A 13,683-nucleotide genomic window follows, 5' to 3' on the forward strand; every position below is an offset into this window, starting at 1 on the left:
TGAAAGCATCATGACAACAACTCTACTGGAAGAGATCGACTCGCCCGCCGATCTGCGTCGCCTGGATCGGCGCGCACTGAAGGATCTGGCGGTGGAATTGCGTGCGTTCGTGCTGGATTCGGTGGCGCGCACCGGCGGGCACCTGTCGTCGAACCTGGGGACGGTGGAACTCACCCTGGCGCTGCATTATGTCTTCAACACGCCGGACGATCGCCTGATCTGGGACGTGGGCCACCAATCCTATCCGCACAAGATCCTGACCGGCCGGCGCGATGCCATGGCCGGGCTGCGCCAGCATGGCGGCATCTCGGGTTTTCCCAAGCGCAGCGAGTCTCCCTACGACGCATTCGGCACGGCGCACTCGTCCACGTCGATCTCGGCCGCGCTCGGGATGGCGGTGGCGGCGCGCAATGCCGGGCTCGACCGCCAGCACATCGCCGTGATCGGCGACGGCGCCATGAGCGCCGGCATGGCCTTCGAGGCGCTGAACAACGCCGGCGTGACGCCCGATGTGAATCTGCTGGTGGTGCTCAACGACAACGACATGTCGATCTCGCCGCCGGTCGGCGCGTTGAACTACTATTTCGCGCGCTTGCTGTCGGGGCAGTTCTATGCGCGTGCGAAAAACATGGGGCGCGCGATGCTGCAGCACGTGCCGCCGGTGCTGACGCTGGCGCGCAAGCTCGAAGGCCACGCCAAGGGCATGCTGTCGCCTGCCACGCTGTTCGAGGAACTCGGGTTCAACTACATGGGGCCGATCGACGGCCACGACCTGGAGGTCCTCATCCCCACGATGGAAAACCTGCGCGCCTTGCGCGGCCTGCAGTTCCTGCACGTCGTCACGCGCAAGGGCCAGGGCTACAAATTGGCGGAAGCCGACCCCGTGCTCTATCACGGGCCGGGCAAATTCGACCCGTCGATCGGCATCCAGAAGCCCGCGCAACCCGCTCGCCAGACCTTCACCCAGGTGTTCGGCCGCTGGCTGTGCGACATGGCCGCAGCCGATACGCGGCTGGTGGGCATTACGCCCGCCATGCGCGAGGGCAGCGGGCTGGTCGAGTTCGAACGCCGTTTCCCCCGGCGCTATTTCGATGTGGGCATTGCCGAGCAGCACGCCGTGACCTTTGCCGCCGGCCTGGCATGCGAGGGTTGCAAGCCCGTCGTCGCGATCTATTCCACATTCCTGCAGCGTGGCTATGATCAACTGATCCATGATGTGGCGCTGCAGAATCTGGACGTCACCTTCGCCCTGGATCGTGCCGGCATCGTCGGCGCCGATGGCGCCACCCACGCCGGCAACTATGACATCGCGTATCTGCGCTGCATCCCGAACATGGTGGTGGCCACTCCATCGGACGAACTCGAGGCGCGCCTGCTGCTCAATACCTGTTATCTGCATCCTGGCCCTGCGGCGGTGCGCTACCCGCGTGGTGCGGGCTGCGGCGCCGAGCCGGGTGACAACCTGGAACCTGTCGAGATCGGCCGCGCGGTCGTCCGGCGGCAGGGGCGGGACGTCGCCTTGCTAGTGTTCGGCACCCTGCTGCCGCAGGCTGCGCAAGCCGCCGAGGCGCTGGATGCCACGCTGGTGGACATGCGCTTCGTCAAACCGCTGGACGAGGCTTTGCTGGCGCAACTGGCGGGCACGCACCGCCTGTTCGTGACGATCGAGGAAGCCGCGGTCATGGGCGGCGCCGGCAGCGCAGTTGTGGAATACTTCAACCGGGATGCGATCATTCGCCCGGTCCTGCAGCTGGGCCTGCCGGATGAATTCATCGATCACGGGGACCAGAAGGCGATCCTGGCCGGGCTCGGCCTCGATGCCCGAGGGATCGAGGCGTCGATACGCCAACGTTTGGAAAGGACAAGTTCATGAACACCGTGCTGGATCCGGCGGTCATCGCCATGCCGGACGTGCAAAGCAGTGCCGATACGCGCCATATCGCCATTCAGCGGGTCGGTGTGCGCGGCGTGCGCCACCCCCTGCTGGTGGCGGGCGCCGCGCAGCCGCAGGCCACCATCGCAGATTGGGAAATGACCGTCGCCTTGCCGGCCGAGGAAAAGGGCACCCATATGTCGCGTTTCATCGCGCTGCTGGAAGCCCACCGCGCCGAGCCGATGACACCGGCATCGATGTGCGCCATGGCGCAGGCCATGCTGGATCTGCTGCAGGCCGACGCCGGCGACATGACGGCCCGCTTTCCGTATTTCGTGGAAAAATCGGCCCCTGTTTCCGGCGTGCGCAGCCTGCTGGATTATCAGGTTGGCTGGGTCGTGCGCGCTCAGCGGGGGCGGTCGCCCCGGTTTTCCCTGTCCGTGCAGGTGCCGGTGACCAGCCTGTGCCCGTGCTCAAAGGCGATTTCGGAATACGGCGCGCACAATCAGCGTTCGCACGTCACGGTGCGCGTGGATTGCGAGGCCGATCGGGCCCCGGCGCTCGACGATCTGATCCGGCGCATCGAGGCACAGGCCTCGTCCGAACTCTGGGGCCTGCTCAAGCGCGCCGATGAAAAATTCGTCACGGAGCGCGCTTATGAAAACCCGAAGTTCGTCGAAGACCTGGTGCGCGACGTGGCCGTGATGCTGCAGCGCCTGCCCGGCGTGACCGCCTACGAGGTCGAGGCGGAAAATTTCGAGTCGATCCACAATCATTCGGCGTATGCGATGGTGCGCAGCCACTGATTGCCGATTGCTTGTGCTAGAATGCCGGGTTACTTGCTCGATCGTGCCTGGTGGTCATTTTTGAAGATGACTGGAATCCCAGTGCCGACGGGCTGTCTGTCAACATCGCAGATATCCTTAAGGAGTCATTCATGCGCCACTACGAAGTAGTGTTTATCGTGCATCCCGATCAGAGCGAGCAGGTGCCCGCCATGATCGAGCGCTATTCAGCCATGGTCACAACCCACGGCGGTCAGATCCATCGTGTCGAAGACTGGGGTCGCCGCCAGCTGGCCTACCCGATCCAGAAGCTCGTCAAGGCTCACTACGTCTGCTTCAACATCGAATGCGGCCAGGCCGCCCTCGACGAACTGGAGCACTCGTTCCGCTACAACGACGCGATCCTGCGCCACCTGTTCGCCAAGACCAAGCACGCGCACACCGAACCTTCGATCATGATGAAGTCGGTCGAACGCGAAGAAGCCCGCAAGGCCTCCTCCGTCGAATCCTCGAATTCCTGATCCGGCGCTTGCGCGATCCGTGAACCGTGTCGAGCTGGCGGCGCACCTGGTTGAAATCGAGCCCTTGCGCCACACACCGGCAGGCCTGCCGGTGCTGCGGATGCGAATGGAGCACGAATCCCAGGTTCTCGAAGCCGGCCTGTCCCGCAAGGTAACACTGGGACTGAACGCGGTGGCCTTCGGAGATCCCGCGCTGGCCCTGGCCAAGTCCCCTGTGGGCAGTCAGGTACGGATCGTCGGATTTCTGGCCCCGCAGCGACAAGGATCGGATCGGCTGGTGTTGCATATCCAGCAGATCGTGCAAGCACACTGAATGAACCCACCGGGCCAGGCCCGGAACCAGACAAAGGCAAACATCATGGCTTACTTCAAGAAGTCGAAAGAAAAACGCAAATTCGGGCAACAGAACCCGTTGTTCAAGCGGCGCAAGTTCTGCCGCTTCACGGTCGCCAAGGTCGAAGAGATCGACTACAAGGACCTGGACACCCTGCGCGATTTCATCCAGGAAAACGGCAAGATCATCCCGGCTCGTCTGACCGGCACCAAGGCGCACTATCAGCGCCAGCTGGACACCGCGATCAAGCGTGCGCGGTTCCTGGCCCTGTTGCCGTACACCGACAACCACAACTGATCCGAGGTCCCCTGTCATGCAAGTCATTCTGCTTGAAAAAGTCGTCAATCTCGGGAATTTGGGTGAAGTGGTCCGCGTGCGTGACGGCTATGCCCGCAACTACCTGATCCCGCAAAAGATCGCCCGCCGCGCCACCGAAGCGGCCCTGAAGGAATTCGAAGCCCGCCGCGCGGAACTCGAAAAGCACCAGGCCGAAAAGCTGGCCGCCGCGCAGGCGATGGCCGAGACGCTGCACGGCTACGCGCTGATCATCAGCCAGAAGGCCGGTGTCGACGGTCGTCTGTTTGGTTCCGTCACCAACATGGACGTGGCCGCTGCCCTGCATAACGCCGGTTTCACCGGCGTGCACAAGGGTCAGGTCCGCATGCCGGACGGCGCCATCAAGGCCGTGGGTGAGTTCCCGCTGCAGGTCGCGTTGCACGCCGACGTGGTGGCCGACATCACCCTGACCGTGCAGGGCGAGATGGCCTGATCGCCATCCGGCGCCGTGCTACATTCCCTCTGCGGGAATGGCAGAGGCACCTCTGAAAAGGCCGGCGCCATGCCGGCCTTTTTTCATTGATTCCGAGGACACCAAGGTGGAGATCGAAGCCGACAGCCAACTGGATTACCTGCGGGTGCCGCCGCATTCCATCGAGGCCGAGCAGTCGGTGCTGGGGGGACTGCTGCTGGACAATGCAGCGTTCGACCGGGTTGCCGACGTCCTGACGGAAGACGATTTCTATCGCTTCGATCACCGCCTGATCTGGCAGCATATCACCCGGCTGGTGGGGCTGGCCCGGCCAGCCGACGTGATCACGGTCCACGAGTCATTGACCACGGCCGGCAAGGCCGACGACAGCGGTGGCCTGCCATATCTGAACGCGCTGGCCCACAACACGCCGTCCGCAGCCAACATCCGCCGGTATGCGGAGATCGTGCGCGAGCGCTCGATGCTGCGCAAACTGGTGTCGATTGCCGACGAGATCTCTTCGGCTGCTTTCAATCCGCAGGGCAAGGAAGCCCGGCAGATTTTGGACGAGGCCGAATCCCGGGTCTTTCAGATCGCCCAGGAAGGCGCGCGCGGCATGGCTGGGTTCCAGGAAATCCGGCCGCTGCTGGCGCAAGTGGTCGAGCGTATCGACGAGCTCTACCACCGCGAAGGTGATTCCGACGTCACCGGGGTGCCCACCGGGTTCAACGACCTGGACCGCATGACCTCGGGTCTGCAGCCAGGGGATCTGGTCATCGTGGCGGGTCGCCCGTCCATGGGCAAGACGTCGTTTTCCATGAACATCGGCGAGCACGTCGCCATCGAGCAGGGCCTGCCGGTCGCGGTGTTTTCCATGGAAATGGGCGCCGTGCAGCTGGCCATGCGCATGATCGGCTCGGTCGGCATGCTGGACCAGCACCGCATGCGCACGGGCAAATTGAACCAGGACGACTGGCCACGCCTGACGCATGCCGTGCAGAAGGTCGAGCAGGCGCAGATCTACATCGACGAGACCCCGGCGCTGACGTCGATGGAAGTTCGTGCCCGGGCGCGGCGTCTGTCGCGCCAGTGCGGCCAACTGGGGATGATCATCATCGACTATATCCAGCTGATGTCCGGTAGCGGCGGGGAAAACCGCGCGACGGAGATCTCCGAAATCAGCCGTTCGCTGAAAAGTCTGGCGAAGGAACTGAACTGCCCGCTGGTCGCGTTGTCGCAGCTGAACCGCAGTCTGGAGCAGCGTCCCAACAAGCGTCCGGTGATGAGCGACCTGCGGGAATCCGGTGCCATCGAGCAGGATGCCGACGTGATTATCTTTATTTACCGGGACGAGGTCTACAATCCGGATTCTCCGGACAAGGGCACGGCCGAAATCATCATCGGCAAGCAGCGTAACGGCCCGATCGGGACCGTGCGCCTGACCTTCCAGGGCTCGAGCACGCGTTTCCTGAATTTCTCGGGCAATCCGGGATTCTGATAAAAAGCCCGAGCCCGGTGCAATACCGGACTCGGGCCTTGAACCCCGGCGTTCCAAACCCGCCCGATTTCCAGGGGCGGTTGGCTGCGGGTTATTCCGTGTCCTGGGTCATTCGCAGCGCCATCCGCATGGCGGCTCGTAGCGACGCCGGGTCGGCGATGCCCTTGCCGGCGATGTCGAAGGCCGTGCCATGGTCCACACTGGTGCGGACGAACGGCAGGCCGACTGTCACGTTCACCCCGTCGTCCAGCCCCAGGTACTTCACCGGGATCAGGCCCTGGTCATGGTACTGGGCGACCACGATGTCGAATTCGCCCTTGCGCGCCCGCATGAAGACCGTGTCCCCCGGCCAGGGGCCGGAGGCATCCAGTCCTTCGGCGCGGGCCTGTTCGATGGCCGGAACGATGTGGCGGGCTTCCTCGGTGCCGAAGACGCCGCCTTCGCCCGCATGGGGGTTGAGCCCGGCCACAGCGATGCGCGGCCTGGCGATGCCGGCCATCCGGCACGCCAGATGAGCCAGCCGGATGGCGTGCAGCTCGGCCATCCGATCGATGGCGGCGGGGACGTCGGCCAGGGCGATATGGATGGTGACCAGCAGGACCCGCAGTTCGTCATTGGCGAGCATCATGGCGTAGTCTGTGGTGCCGGTGCGTTCCGCCAGGATCTCTGTGTGGCCTGGGTAGTCGATGCCGCCGGCGTGCATGGCGCCCTTGTGCAGCGGCGCGGTGACCAGCGCCCGTAGCAGCCCGGCCCGCGCATCGTCGATGGCGTGGCACAGGTACTCGTAGGCGCCGCGGCCCGCGCGCGGGTCCTCGCGCCCACACGGCAGGTCGGCGGGCAGGGCCTGCCAGCGGTTGAGCACCCCGATCACTGCCCCCGTCGTGCCTTGGCCGGGGTGGTCGATCGCCCGGATCTCCAGACGATCATCCAGTCCCATTGCGCGACAGGTCCGTTCCAGGGCGCCGATGTCCCCATAGACCACCGCCGGATGGGGCAGGCCTTCGGCGAACAGACGCACGATCAGTTCCGGGCCGATACCTGCGGCATCCCCCAGCGTGAACGCCAGGGGCAGGGCTGCGCGTGTCGAGTCCGTCATGTCAGAGGGCATCGCTGGCATAATCGGCCAGGCGTGAGCGTTCGCCGCGCTGCAGCGTGATGTGCCCCGCGTGCGGCCAGCCCTTGAACCGATCCACGACGTAGGTCAGGCCGGAGCTGCCTTCGGTCAGGTAGGGTGTGTCGATTTGCGCGATATTGCCCAGGCAGACGATTTTGGTGCCGGGGCCTGCCCGGGTGATCAGCGTCTTCATCTGCTTGGGCGTCAGGTTCTGGGCCTCGTCGATGATCAGGAATTTATTCAGGAAGGTACGCCCGCGCATGAAGTTCATGGACTTGACCTTGATGCGTGAGCGGATCAGATCCATGGCCGGGGTCTTGTTCCATTCCTGACCATTGCTGGTGGTGCTGACCGTGCTACCCGATCCCTGGTGCAAGACTTCCAGGTTGTCCTCCAGTGCCCCCATCCAGGGCAGCATCTTTTCTTCCTCGGTGCCAGGCAGAAAGCCGATGTCGTCGCCGACCGGCACGGTCGCCCGGGTAATGATGATCTCTGTGTAGCGTTTGGTTTCGAAGGCCTGGGCCAGCCCGCTGGCCAGCGCCAACAGTGTCTTGCCGGTGCCGGCCTGCCCTAGCAGGGATACGAAATCGATATCCGGGTTCATCAGCAGGTTGAGTGCGAAATTCTGTTCGCGGTTGCGTGCCGTGACCCCCCAGACGCTGTTTTTATTGTGGCTGAAATCGCGCAGCGTGGTGAGGACCGCACTTTTCCCGGTGACCTCGCGGACCTGGGCAGCCAGCGGCATGTCACCTTCGTAGTACACGAACTCGTTGACGATGAACTGGCTGCATAGCGGGCCACGCACGCGGTACCAGGTCAGGCTGTTTTGCTGCCAGGATTCGATGTTCTTGCCGTGCCGTGTCCAGAAATTTTCCGGCAGCGGCATGATGCCGTCATACAGCAGGTCGGAATCGTCCAGGACATGGTCGTTCAGATAGTCTTCGGCGGGCAGGTTCAGGGCACGCGCCTTCAGGCGCATGTTGATGTCCTTCGAGACCAGCACGATCTCGCGCTTCGGGGATTGCTTGCGCAGACCGTGGACGATGCTGAGGATGACGTTGTCCGCCTTGCCCATCGGCAGTTCCAGCGGCAGGTGCGCTTCGGTGGGGCGGGTCTGGAAAAAAAGCGATCCCAGTGCGTCTATATTGCCCAATGCATCCAGCGGAACGCCCTTTGTCAGGTCCGCCGTGCCGACCAGCTCGTCGAGATAGCGGCTGACCTGGCGGGCGTTGCGCGCGACTTCCGACATCCCCTTTTTCTGGTGGTCGAGTTCTTCGAGCACGATCATGGGCAGGAAGACGTCGTGTTCGGCGAAGCGGAACAGCGACGTGGGGTCGTGCAGAAGGACGTTGGTGTCCAGTACGAACAGCTTGCGCTGGGTCGCGGGCAGGCGCCGCGAACGGGCCTTGGCGTTGCCCGCGGTCGGATCCTTGTCCGCCGCCGGGCTTTTGGCCGGGGCTTCGGCGATCGGGGTGGATCGATGTCGGGATACCGGGGCTTCGGCGGGCTCCGCCACAGGCGATTTTGCAGCTGGTGTTGGAACCCGGGCAGGCGTCCGGGTCGGGACGGGTGTTTGGGCGGGGGTGGACGCCGGAGCCGCGACGGATGATGCCGGGGCAGGGGCCGATGGCGCAGGCCTGGACAGGATCGCGGCGACCTGGCGGTTTCGCCGGGCGGGCGCTGCCGCTGCCGCTGCCGCTGCCGGCGTGTCCGGCTGGCTGGCCGGCGGGGTTGGCAGCCGGGTCGCGGCAATGGGGTTCTGAATCGGGGCGGCCGAAGTCGGCTCGACGGAGGCGCCCAGGCGGGCCGGCGGTTTCGGAAGGGGCATGAAGGTTCCTGTAGGGGGCTCAGGCGGCCAGGTTGCGTGCGGCTTGCAGGACTTCCTCGGCATGGCCGGGGACGTGGACGCTGCGCCATTCCTGGACCAGCACGCCCTGACGGTCGATCAGAAAGGTGCTGCGATCCAGGCCGCGCACCTGCTTGCCGTACATGTTTTTCATCTTGATGACCCCAAAGAGTTCGCACAGTGTCTCATCGGCGTCCGAGATCAAGGCGAAGGGCAGGCTCTGCTTTTCGGTGAAATTCTCGTGCGAGCCCAGGGAATCGCGGGAGATGCCGTAGATCTGGCAGTCGATCGCTTTGAATTGTTCGTGCAGGTCGCGGAAATTTTGTGATTCGGTCGTGCAGCCGGGGGTGTTGTCCTTGGGGTAGAAATACAGAACAAATGGTTTGCCCCGCAGCGATACGGAATCGAAGGGGCCGTGCGTGGACGGGGCATTCAGGGCGGGCAGGGGGCGGCCGGTCACAATGGCGTTCATGCGTGGGAGTCTCCAGGAAGCAGCAGGGCCAGGACGCGTCGTTCCTCGGACATGAGGATGTTGTAGGTTCGAGCGGCGGCCTGGGTGGTCATGGTCTCGACGCCGATGCCCAGTTGCAGCAGCGGGCGCGTGACCTCGGGGGAAAGAAAAGTCTGCCCCGCGCCCGTGCCGATCAGCAACACTTCGGGAGCGTCATGGGGCAGGGTGGGGGGCGTGTCGTCCAGAAAAGCCAGAGGATCCCGGACCAGTTCGTCCAGGCCGATCAGGGCTTTGAGGAAAGCCGCGTCGATGTCGGCGGCGGTGCGCAGATCCAGGCTGCGTACCGGGCCTTCGGGGCCGAAACAGACTGCGGTCTCGAAGCGGACGCGGTTGATCTCCAGGTGGTGTTCCCCGTAAGCCGTCACGGTATTGAGGGCGGGATTGATGTCTTTTTGCAGTAACACGGGAAGCTCCAGAGTTCCTGTGATGATAGCGCAGTGCCGCAGGCCACGGGCGGCGGGTCCGTCGTGGATTTGCGGCTCGCGGGCGCATGCGCTAGATTATCGAATTTGCTGCACTGCAGCCACCTGCTGCCGATCCTGTCTCCGCCCTGCCGAGGAACACCATGACGACCTTTCCGCGCATCGAGCGCCTGCCCCCTTATGTATTCAACATTACCGGGGAACTGAAGATGGCCGCCCGGCGGCGCGGCGAGGACATCATCGACATGTCCATGGGCAATCCGGACGGTCCCACCCCGAAGCACATCGTCGAGAAGTTGGTGGAAGTCGCGCAGCGCGAGAACACGCACGGCTATTCCGTCTCCAAGGGCATTCCCCGGCTGCGTCGGGCGATCACCGGCTGGTACGAGCGCCGCTACGGGGTGGAATTCGATCCGGATAGCGAGGCGATCGTCACGATCGGCTCGAAAGAAGGCCTGGCTCATCTGATGCTGGCCACGCTCGATCGCGGCGATACGGTCCTGGTGCCCAATCCCAGCTACCCGATCCACATCTACGGGGCGGTGATCGCCGGCGCCAACATCCGTTCGGTGCCGATGGCTCCCGGGCTGGATTTCTTCGAGGAGATCGAACGCGCGGTACGCGAGACGATTCCCAGGCCCAAGATGATGATCCTGGGTTTTCCCAGCAATCCGACCGCGCAATGTGTGGATCTGTCTTTCTTCGAGCGTATCGTGGCGCTGGCGCGCGAGCACGGCATCCTGGTCGTGCATGACCTGGCCTACGCGGACATCACATTCGACGGTTACGTCGCACCGTCCATCATGCAGGTGCCCGGCGCGCGCGACGTCGCCGTGGAATTCTTCACCATGAGCAAGAGCTACAACATGGCCGGCTGGCGCATCGGCTTCATGGTGGGCAATCGCGAACTCGTCAACGCCCTGGCGCGCATCAAGAGCTACCACGACTACGGCACCTTCACGCCCATTCAGGTAGCTGCCATCGCGGCGCTGGAAGGGCCCCAGGATTGCGTGTCCGAGGTGGTCGAGCAATACCGCCGCCGCCGCGACGTCCTGGCCAAGGGTCTGCAGGAAGCGGGCTGGCCGGTGGATGTGCCCAAGGCCTCGATGTACATCTGGGCGCGCATCCCCGAACCCTATCGCGCGCTGGGTTCGTTGGAATTTGCCAAGCGCCTGCTGGCCGATGCCAAAGTCGCAGTGTCGCCCGGCATCGGGTTCGGTGAATATGGCGATGGGTACGTCCGCTTCGCCCTGATCGAGAACGAACAGCGCACCCGCCAGGCGGTGCGCGGCATCAAGGACATGTTTCGCAAGGACGGGCTGCTGAAATGAATTCCATTCGAGTCGGCCTGCTGGGCCTGGGTGTCGTCGGCAGCGGCGTCTGGACGGTGCTGGCGCAAAACGGCGGTGAGATCGCCCGGCGCGCGGGCTGCCGCATCGAGGTCGCCGCCGTGGCGGTGCGCGACGTCGCCAAGGCCCGGTCGCTGGTCGGGCCGGACGTGCGTGTCACCACGGACGGCATGGCGCTGGCGCGGGACCCGGATATCGACATCATCGTCGAGCTGATGGGCGGTGAGACGCTCGCGCGCGAGTGCATCCTGGCGGCCATCGACAGCGGCAAGCACATCGTCACGGCCAACAAGGCGCTGCTGGCCGTGCATGGCAACGAGATCTTCGCCGCCGCGCAGGCGCGCGGCGTGATGGTCGCCTTCGAGGCGGCCGTCGCCGGCGGCATCCCGATCATCAAGGCCATCCGCGAGGGGCTGACCGCCAACCGCATCCAGTGGCTGGCCGGCATCATCAACGGCACCACCAATTTCATTCTGTCGGAAATGCGTCAGCGTGGGCTGCCCTTCGAGACCGTGCTGGCCGAAGCCCAGCGCCTGGGCTATGCCGAGGCCGATCCGACCTTCGACATCGAAGGGGTGGACGCGGCGCACAAGCTCACGCTGCTGGCCTCGCTCGCCTTCGGCATCCCGGTGCAGTTCGATAAGGCCACAATCGAAGGCATCTCCCACCTGGCGTCCGAGGACATCGTGCACGCCGAACGCCTGGGCTATCGCATCAAGCTGCTGGGTATGACGCGCCACCGCCCCGATGGCATCGAGCTGCGGGTGCATCCCACCCTGGTGCCGGCCGATTGTCTTCTGGCCAACGTCGAGGGCGCCATGAATGCCGTCCTCGTGCGTGGCGATGTGGTTGGCTTGTCGATGTACTATGGTCAGGGTGCGGGATCCCTGCCGACGGCGTCGGCGGTCGTGGCCGATCTGGTGGATGTGACTCGCCAGCAGATGGCCGATCCCGAACACCGGGTGCCGCATCTGGCGTTCCAGCCCGATGCCGTCGTGGACATTCCGATCCTGCCCATGGCCGAGGTGCGCTCCAGCTTCTATCTGCGCCTGCGGGTCGATGACCGCCCCGGCGTGCTGGCGGACCTGGCGCGTATTCTGTCGGGCGCCGGTATTTCGGTCGGGTCGATGTTCCAGCAGCCGCACGGCGAACATCAGGCCGACATCATCTTCCTGACCCACGAGGCCCGCGAGGGTAACGTGGACGATGCCTTGCAGGCCATGCGGGCGCTGCCCTTTGTCCGCTCGGATGTGACCCGTCTGCGCGTGGAGAATCTGAATTGAAGTACCGGTCCACCCGGGGCGGCATGGCCCCCTTGCCCTTTTGCGACATCCTGCTGGAAGGCCTGGCGCCCGATGGCGGCCTGACCCTTCCGCAGTCCCTGCCCAGGCTCGACGCGGCCACGCTGGAATCCTGGCGCGACTTGACGTATGCCGATCTGGCCGCGAAGGTGCTGGGCCTGTTCATCGACGATATCGCGCCGCAGGATTTGTTGCGCATGACGCGGGCGGCCTATTCGACCGATGTCTTCCCGCGGATCGCGCCGGTCAAACCCCTGCGTGACGGATTGTCGCTGCTGGGTCTGTCCGAGGGACCCACGCTGGCCTTCAAGGACATGGCCATGCAGTTCCTGGGCCAGGTGTTCGAATTCGTTCTGGCGCAGCGCAATCAGACCTTGAACATTCTGGGCGCGACTTCGGGCGACACAGGCTCCGCGGCCGAATACGCCTTGCGTGGCAAGCGCGGTGTGGCGGTCTTCATGCTGTCGCCGTATGGCCGCATGAGCGCTTTCCAGCGTGCGCAGATGTATTCCCTGCAGGATGCCAACATCCACAACATCGCCGTGCACGGCGTGTTCGACGAGTGCCAGGATATTGTCAAGACCCTGGCTGGCGACCTGGAGTTCAAGAGCGCCCACCGGTTGGGCGCGGTGAACTCCATCAACTGGGCGCGTATCGCCGCACAGATCGTCTACTACGTCTGGGGCTGGCTGCGCGCGACCCAGGGGCCGGGCCAACAGGTGTCCTTTGCCGTGCCCTCGGGCAATTTCGGCAACATTCTGGCCGGGCATCTGGCGCGCGAGATGGGGGTCCCCATCCGGCGTCTGGTGCTGGCCACCAACGAGAACAACGTGCTGGAAGAATTCTTCCACACCGGCATCTACCGGCCACGTCCCGCCAGCCAGACCTATGCGACCTCCAGCCCGTCGATGGATATTTCCCGGGCGTCGAATTTCGAGCGTTTCGTCTTCGATCTGGTGGGCCAGGATGCGTCGCGGGTACGCGTGCTGATGGACGAACTGCGGCAGGCCGGGCAGTTCGATCTGTCGGCGCTCAAGCCGCAATTCACGGACCGTTATGGTTTTGTCGCCGGTGCCAGTTCCCATGCCGACCGGCTGGCCACGATCCGTGCTGTCCATCGGGAAACCGGCGTGTTGATCGATCCGCACACGGCCGATGGGGTCAAGGTCGCGCAGGCACACCTGGAACCCGGTATACCCATGCTGGTGCTGGAAACCGCCTTGCCGGCGAAATTCGCCGAAACGCTGATCGAAGCCACCGGCGAAGCGCCGCCGGTACCGGACGCCCTGCGGGATCTGGGGCAGCGTCCGCAGCGTGTCGAAGTCATGGACTGTGATGCGCGACTGGTGGCCGATTACGTCCGCCGACACGCCCTGTGATC

At 64.4% G+C, this 13,683-nt stretch carries 14 protein-coding genes; 10 read left to right on the forward strand and 4 right to left on the reverse strand.

Going from position 1 to position 13,683, the window contains the following annotated elements; genetic code table 11:
• Positions 1–10: 10 nt before the first annotated feature.
• From dxs to ABCV34_RS02265, 7 genes are all read left to right on the forward strand, one after another.
• A complete protein-coding gene (dxs, locus tag ABCV34_RS02235) occupies positions 11–1,873 on the forward strand; it encodes a 1-deoxy-D-xylulose-5-phosphate synthase (RefSeq protein WP_345797639.1) in 1,863 nt (620 codons plus the stop codon).
• Positions 1,870–2,679: a GTP cyclohydrolase FolE2 gene (gene folE2, locus ABCV34_RS02240; protein WP_345797640.1), complete on the forward strand. Its 810-nt coding sequence runs from the start codon at positions 1,870–1,872 to the stop codon at positions 2,677–2,679. The genes dxs and folE2 overlap by 4 nt, the downstream gene beginning before the upstream one ends.
• A gap of 131 nt (positions 2,680–2,810) precedes the next feature.
• Entirely contained in the window at positions 2,811–3,179 is a 369-nt protein-coding gene (gene rpsF, locus ABCV34_RS02245; protein WP_345797641.1) for a 30S ribosomal protein S6, read from the forward strand.
• A 19-nt stretch (positions 3,180–3,198) separates the two neighbouring features.
• Positions 3,199–3,492: a primosomal replication protein N gene (gene priB, locus ABCV34_RS02250; protein WP_345797642.1), complete on the forward strand. Its 294-nt coding sequence runs from the start codon at positions 3,199–3,201 to the stop codon at positions 3,490–3,492.
• A 45-nt stretch (positions 3,493–3,537) separates the two neighbouring features.
• Complete coding sequence (gene rpsR, locus ABCV34_RS02255) at positions 3,538–3,810, forward strand: 30S ribosomal protein S18 (protein ID WP_066456389.1); 273 nt, start codon at positions 3,538–3,540, stop codon at positions 3,808–3,810.
• Positions 3,811–3,826: 16 nt separating this feature from the next.
• Complete coding sequence (gene rplI / locus ABCV34_RS02260; protein WP_345797643.1) at positions 3,827–4,282, forward strand: 50S ribosomal protein L9; 456 nt, start codon at positions 3,827–3,829, stop codon at positions 4,280–4,282.
• Positions 4,283–4,388: 106 nt separating this feature from the next.
• Positions 4,389–5,759 (forward strand): replicative DNA helicase, encoded by a 1,371-nt coding sequence (locus tag ABCV34_RS02265; RefSeq protein ID WP_345797644.1) that lies wholly within the window; start codon positions 4,389–4,391, stop codon positions 5,757–5,759.
• A 91-nt stretch (positions 5,760–5,850) separates the two neighbouring features.
• On the opposite strand, the gene pdxA is transcribed toward ABCV34_RS02265, so the two are convergent.
• Genes pdxA through ABCV34_RS02285 form a run of 4 tightly spaced genes read right to left on the reverse strand, consistent with a single transcriptional unit; the run spans position 5,851 to position 9,634 of the window.
• Positions 5,851–6,855 carry a 4-hydroxythreonine-4-phosphate dehydrogenase PdxA gene (pdxA, locus tag ABCV34_RS02270; RefSeq protein WP_345797645.1) on the reverse strand — a complete coding sequence of 335 codons (1,005 nt, stop codon included), beginning with the start codon at positions 6,853–6,855 and terminating at the stop codon, positions 5,851–5,853.
• A 1-nt stretch (position 6,856) separates the two neighbouring features.
• The gene (locus ABCV34_RS02275; protein ID WP_345797646.1) at positions 6,857–8,701 is read right to left on the reverse strand and encodes a PhoH family protein; all 1,845 of its coding nucleotides are present in this window, start codon (positions 8,699–8,701) and stop codon (positions 6,857–6,859) included.
• A 19-nt stretch (positions 8,702–8,720) separates the two neighbouring features.
• On the reverse strand, positions 8,721–9,191 hold the full coding sequence (locus tag ABCV34_RS02280; protein ID WP_345797647.1) for a peroxiredoxin: 471 nt from the start codon (positions 9,189–9,191) through the stop codon (positions 8,721–8,723).
• A complete protein-coding gene (locus tag ABCV34_RS02285; RefSeq protein WP_345797648.1) occupies positions 9,188–9,634 on the reverse strand; it encodes an MTH938/NDUFAF3 family protein in 447 nt (148 codons plus the stop codon). Before ABCV34_RS02285 ends, ABCV34_RS02280 begins: the two co-directional genes overlap by 4 nt.
• Before the next feature lie 161 nt (positions 9,635–9,795).
• On the opposite strand from ABCV34_RS02285, the gene alaC reads away from it, so the two are divergent.
• The 3 genes from alaC to thrC are packed head-to-tail and all read left to right on the forward strand — an operon-like array spanning position 9,796 to position 13,681.
• The gene (gene alaC, locus ABCV34_RS02290; RefSeq protein ID WP_345797649.1) at positions 9,796–10,983 is read left to right on the forward strand and encodes an alanine transaminase; all 1,188 of its coding nucleotides are present in this window, start codon (positions 9,796–9,798) and stop codon (positions 10,981–10,983) included.
• Positions 10,980–12,284 (forward strand): homoserine dehydrogenase, encoded by a 1,305-nt coding sequence (locus tag ABCV34_RS02295; RefSeq protein WP_345797650.1) that lies wholly within the window; start codon positions 10,980–10,982, stop codon positions 12,282–12,284. Before alaC ends, ABCV34_RS02295 begins: the two co-directional genes overlap by 4 nt.
• Positions 12,281–13,681 (forward strand): threonine synthase, encoded by a 1,401-nt coding sequence (thrC, locus tag ABCV34_RS02300; RefSeq protein ID WP_345797651.1) that lies wholly within the window; start codon positions 12,281–12,283, stop codon positions 13,679–13,681. The genes ABCV34_RS02295 and thrC overlap by 4 nt, the downstream gene beginning before the upstream one ends.
• Positions 13,682–13,683: the final 2 nt, after the last annotated feature.

The sequence above is a fragment of the Castellaniella sp. MT123 genome (assembly GCF_039614765.1).
Classification (GTDB): Bacteria; Pseudomonadota; Gammaproteobacteria; order Burkholderiales; family Burkholderiaceae_B; genus Castellaniella.

Coding starts and splice junctions, on each gene's coding strand:
- ABCV34_RS02295 (WP_345797650.1), top strand. CDS start 10,980: ATGAATTCCATTCGAGTCGGCCTGCTGGGCCTGGGTGTCGTCGGCAGC.
- pdxA (WP_345797645.1), bottom strand. CDS start 6,855: ATGACGGACTCGACACGCGCAGCCCTGCCCCTGGCGTTCACGCTGGGG.
- ABCV34_RS02275 (WP_345797646.1), bottom strand. CDS start 8,701: ATGCCCCTTCCGAAACCGCCGGCCCGCCTGGGCGCCTCCGTCGAGCCG.
- dxs (WP_345797639.1), top strand. CDS start 11: ATGACAACAACTCTACTGGAAGAGATCGACTCGCCCGCCGATCTGCGT.
- folE2 (WP_345797640.1), top strand. CDS start 1,870: ATGAACACCGTGCTGGATCCGGCGGTCATCGCCATGCCGGACGTGCAA.
- rpsR (WP_066456389.1), top strand. CDS start 3,538: ATGGCTTACTTCAAGAAGTCGAAAGAAAAACGCAAATTCGGGCAACAG.
- alaC (WP_345797649.1), top strand. CDS start 9,796: ATGACGACCTTTCCGCGCATCGAGCGCCTGCCCCCTTATGTATTCAAC.
- ABCV34_RS02280 (WP_345797647.1), bottom strand. CDS start 9,191: ATGAACGCCATTGTGACCGGCCGCCCCCTGCCCGCCCTGAATGCCCCG.
- rpsF (WP_345797641.1), top strand. CDS start 2,811: ATGCGCCACTACGAAGTAGTGTTTATCGTGCATCCCGATCAGAGCGAG.
- rplI (WP_345797643.1), top strand. CDS start 3,827: ATGCAAGTCATTCTGCTTGAAAAAGTCGTCAATCTCGGGAATTTGGGT.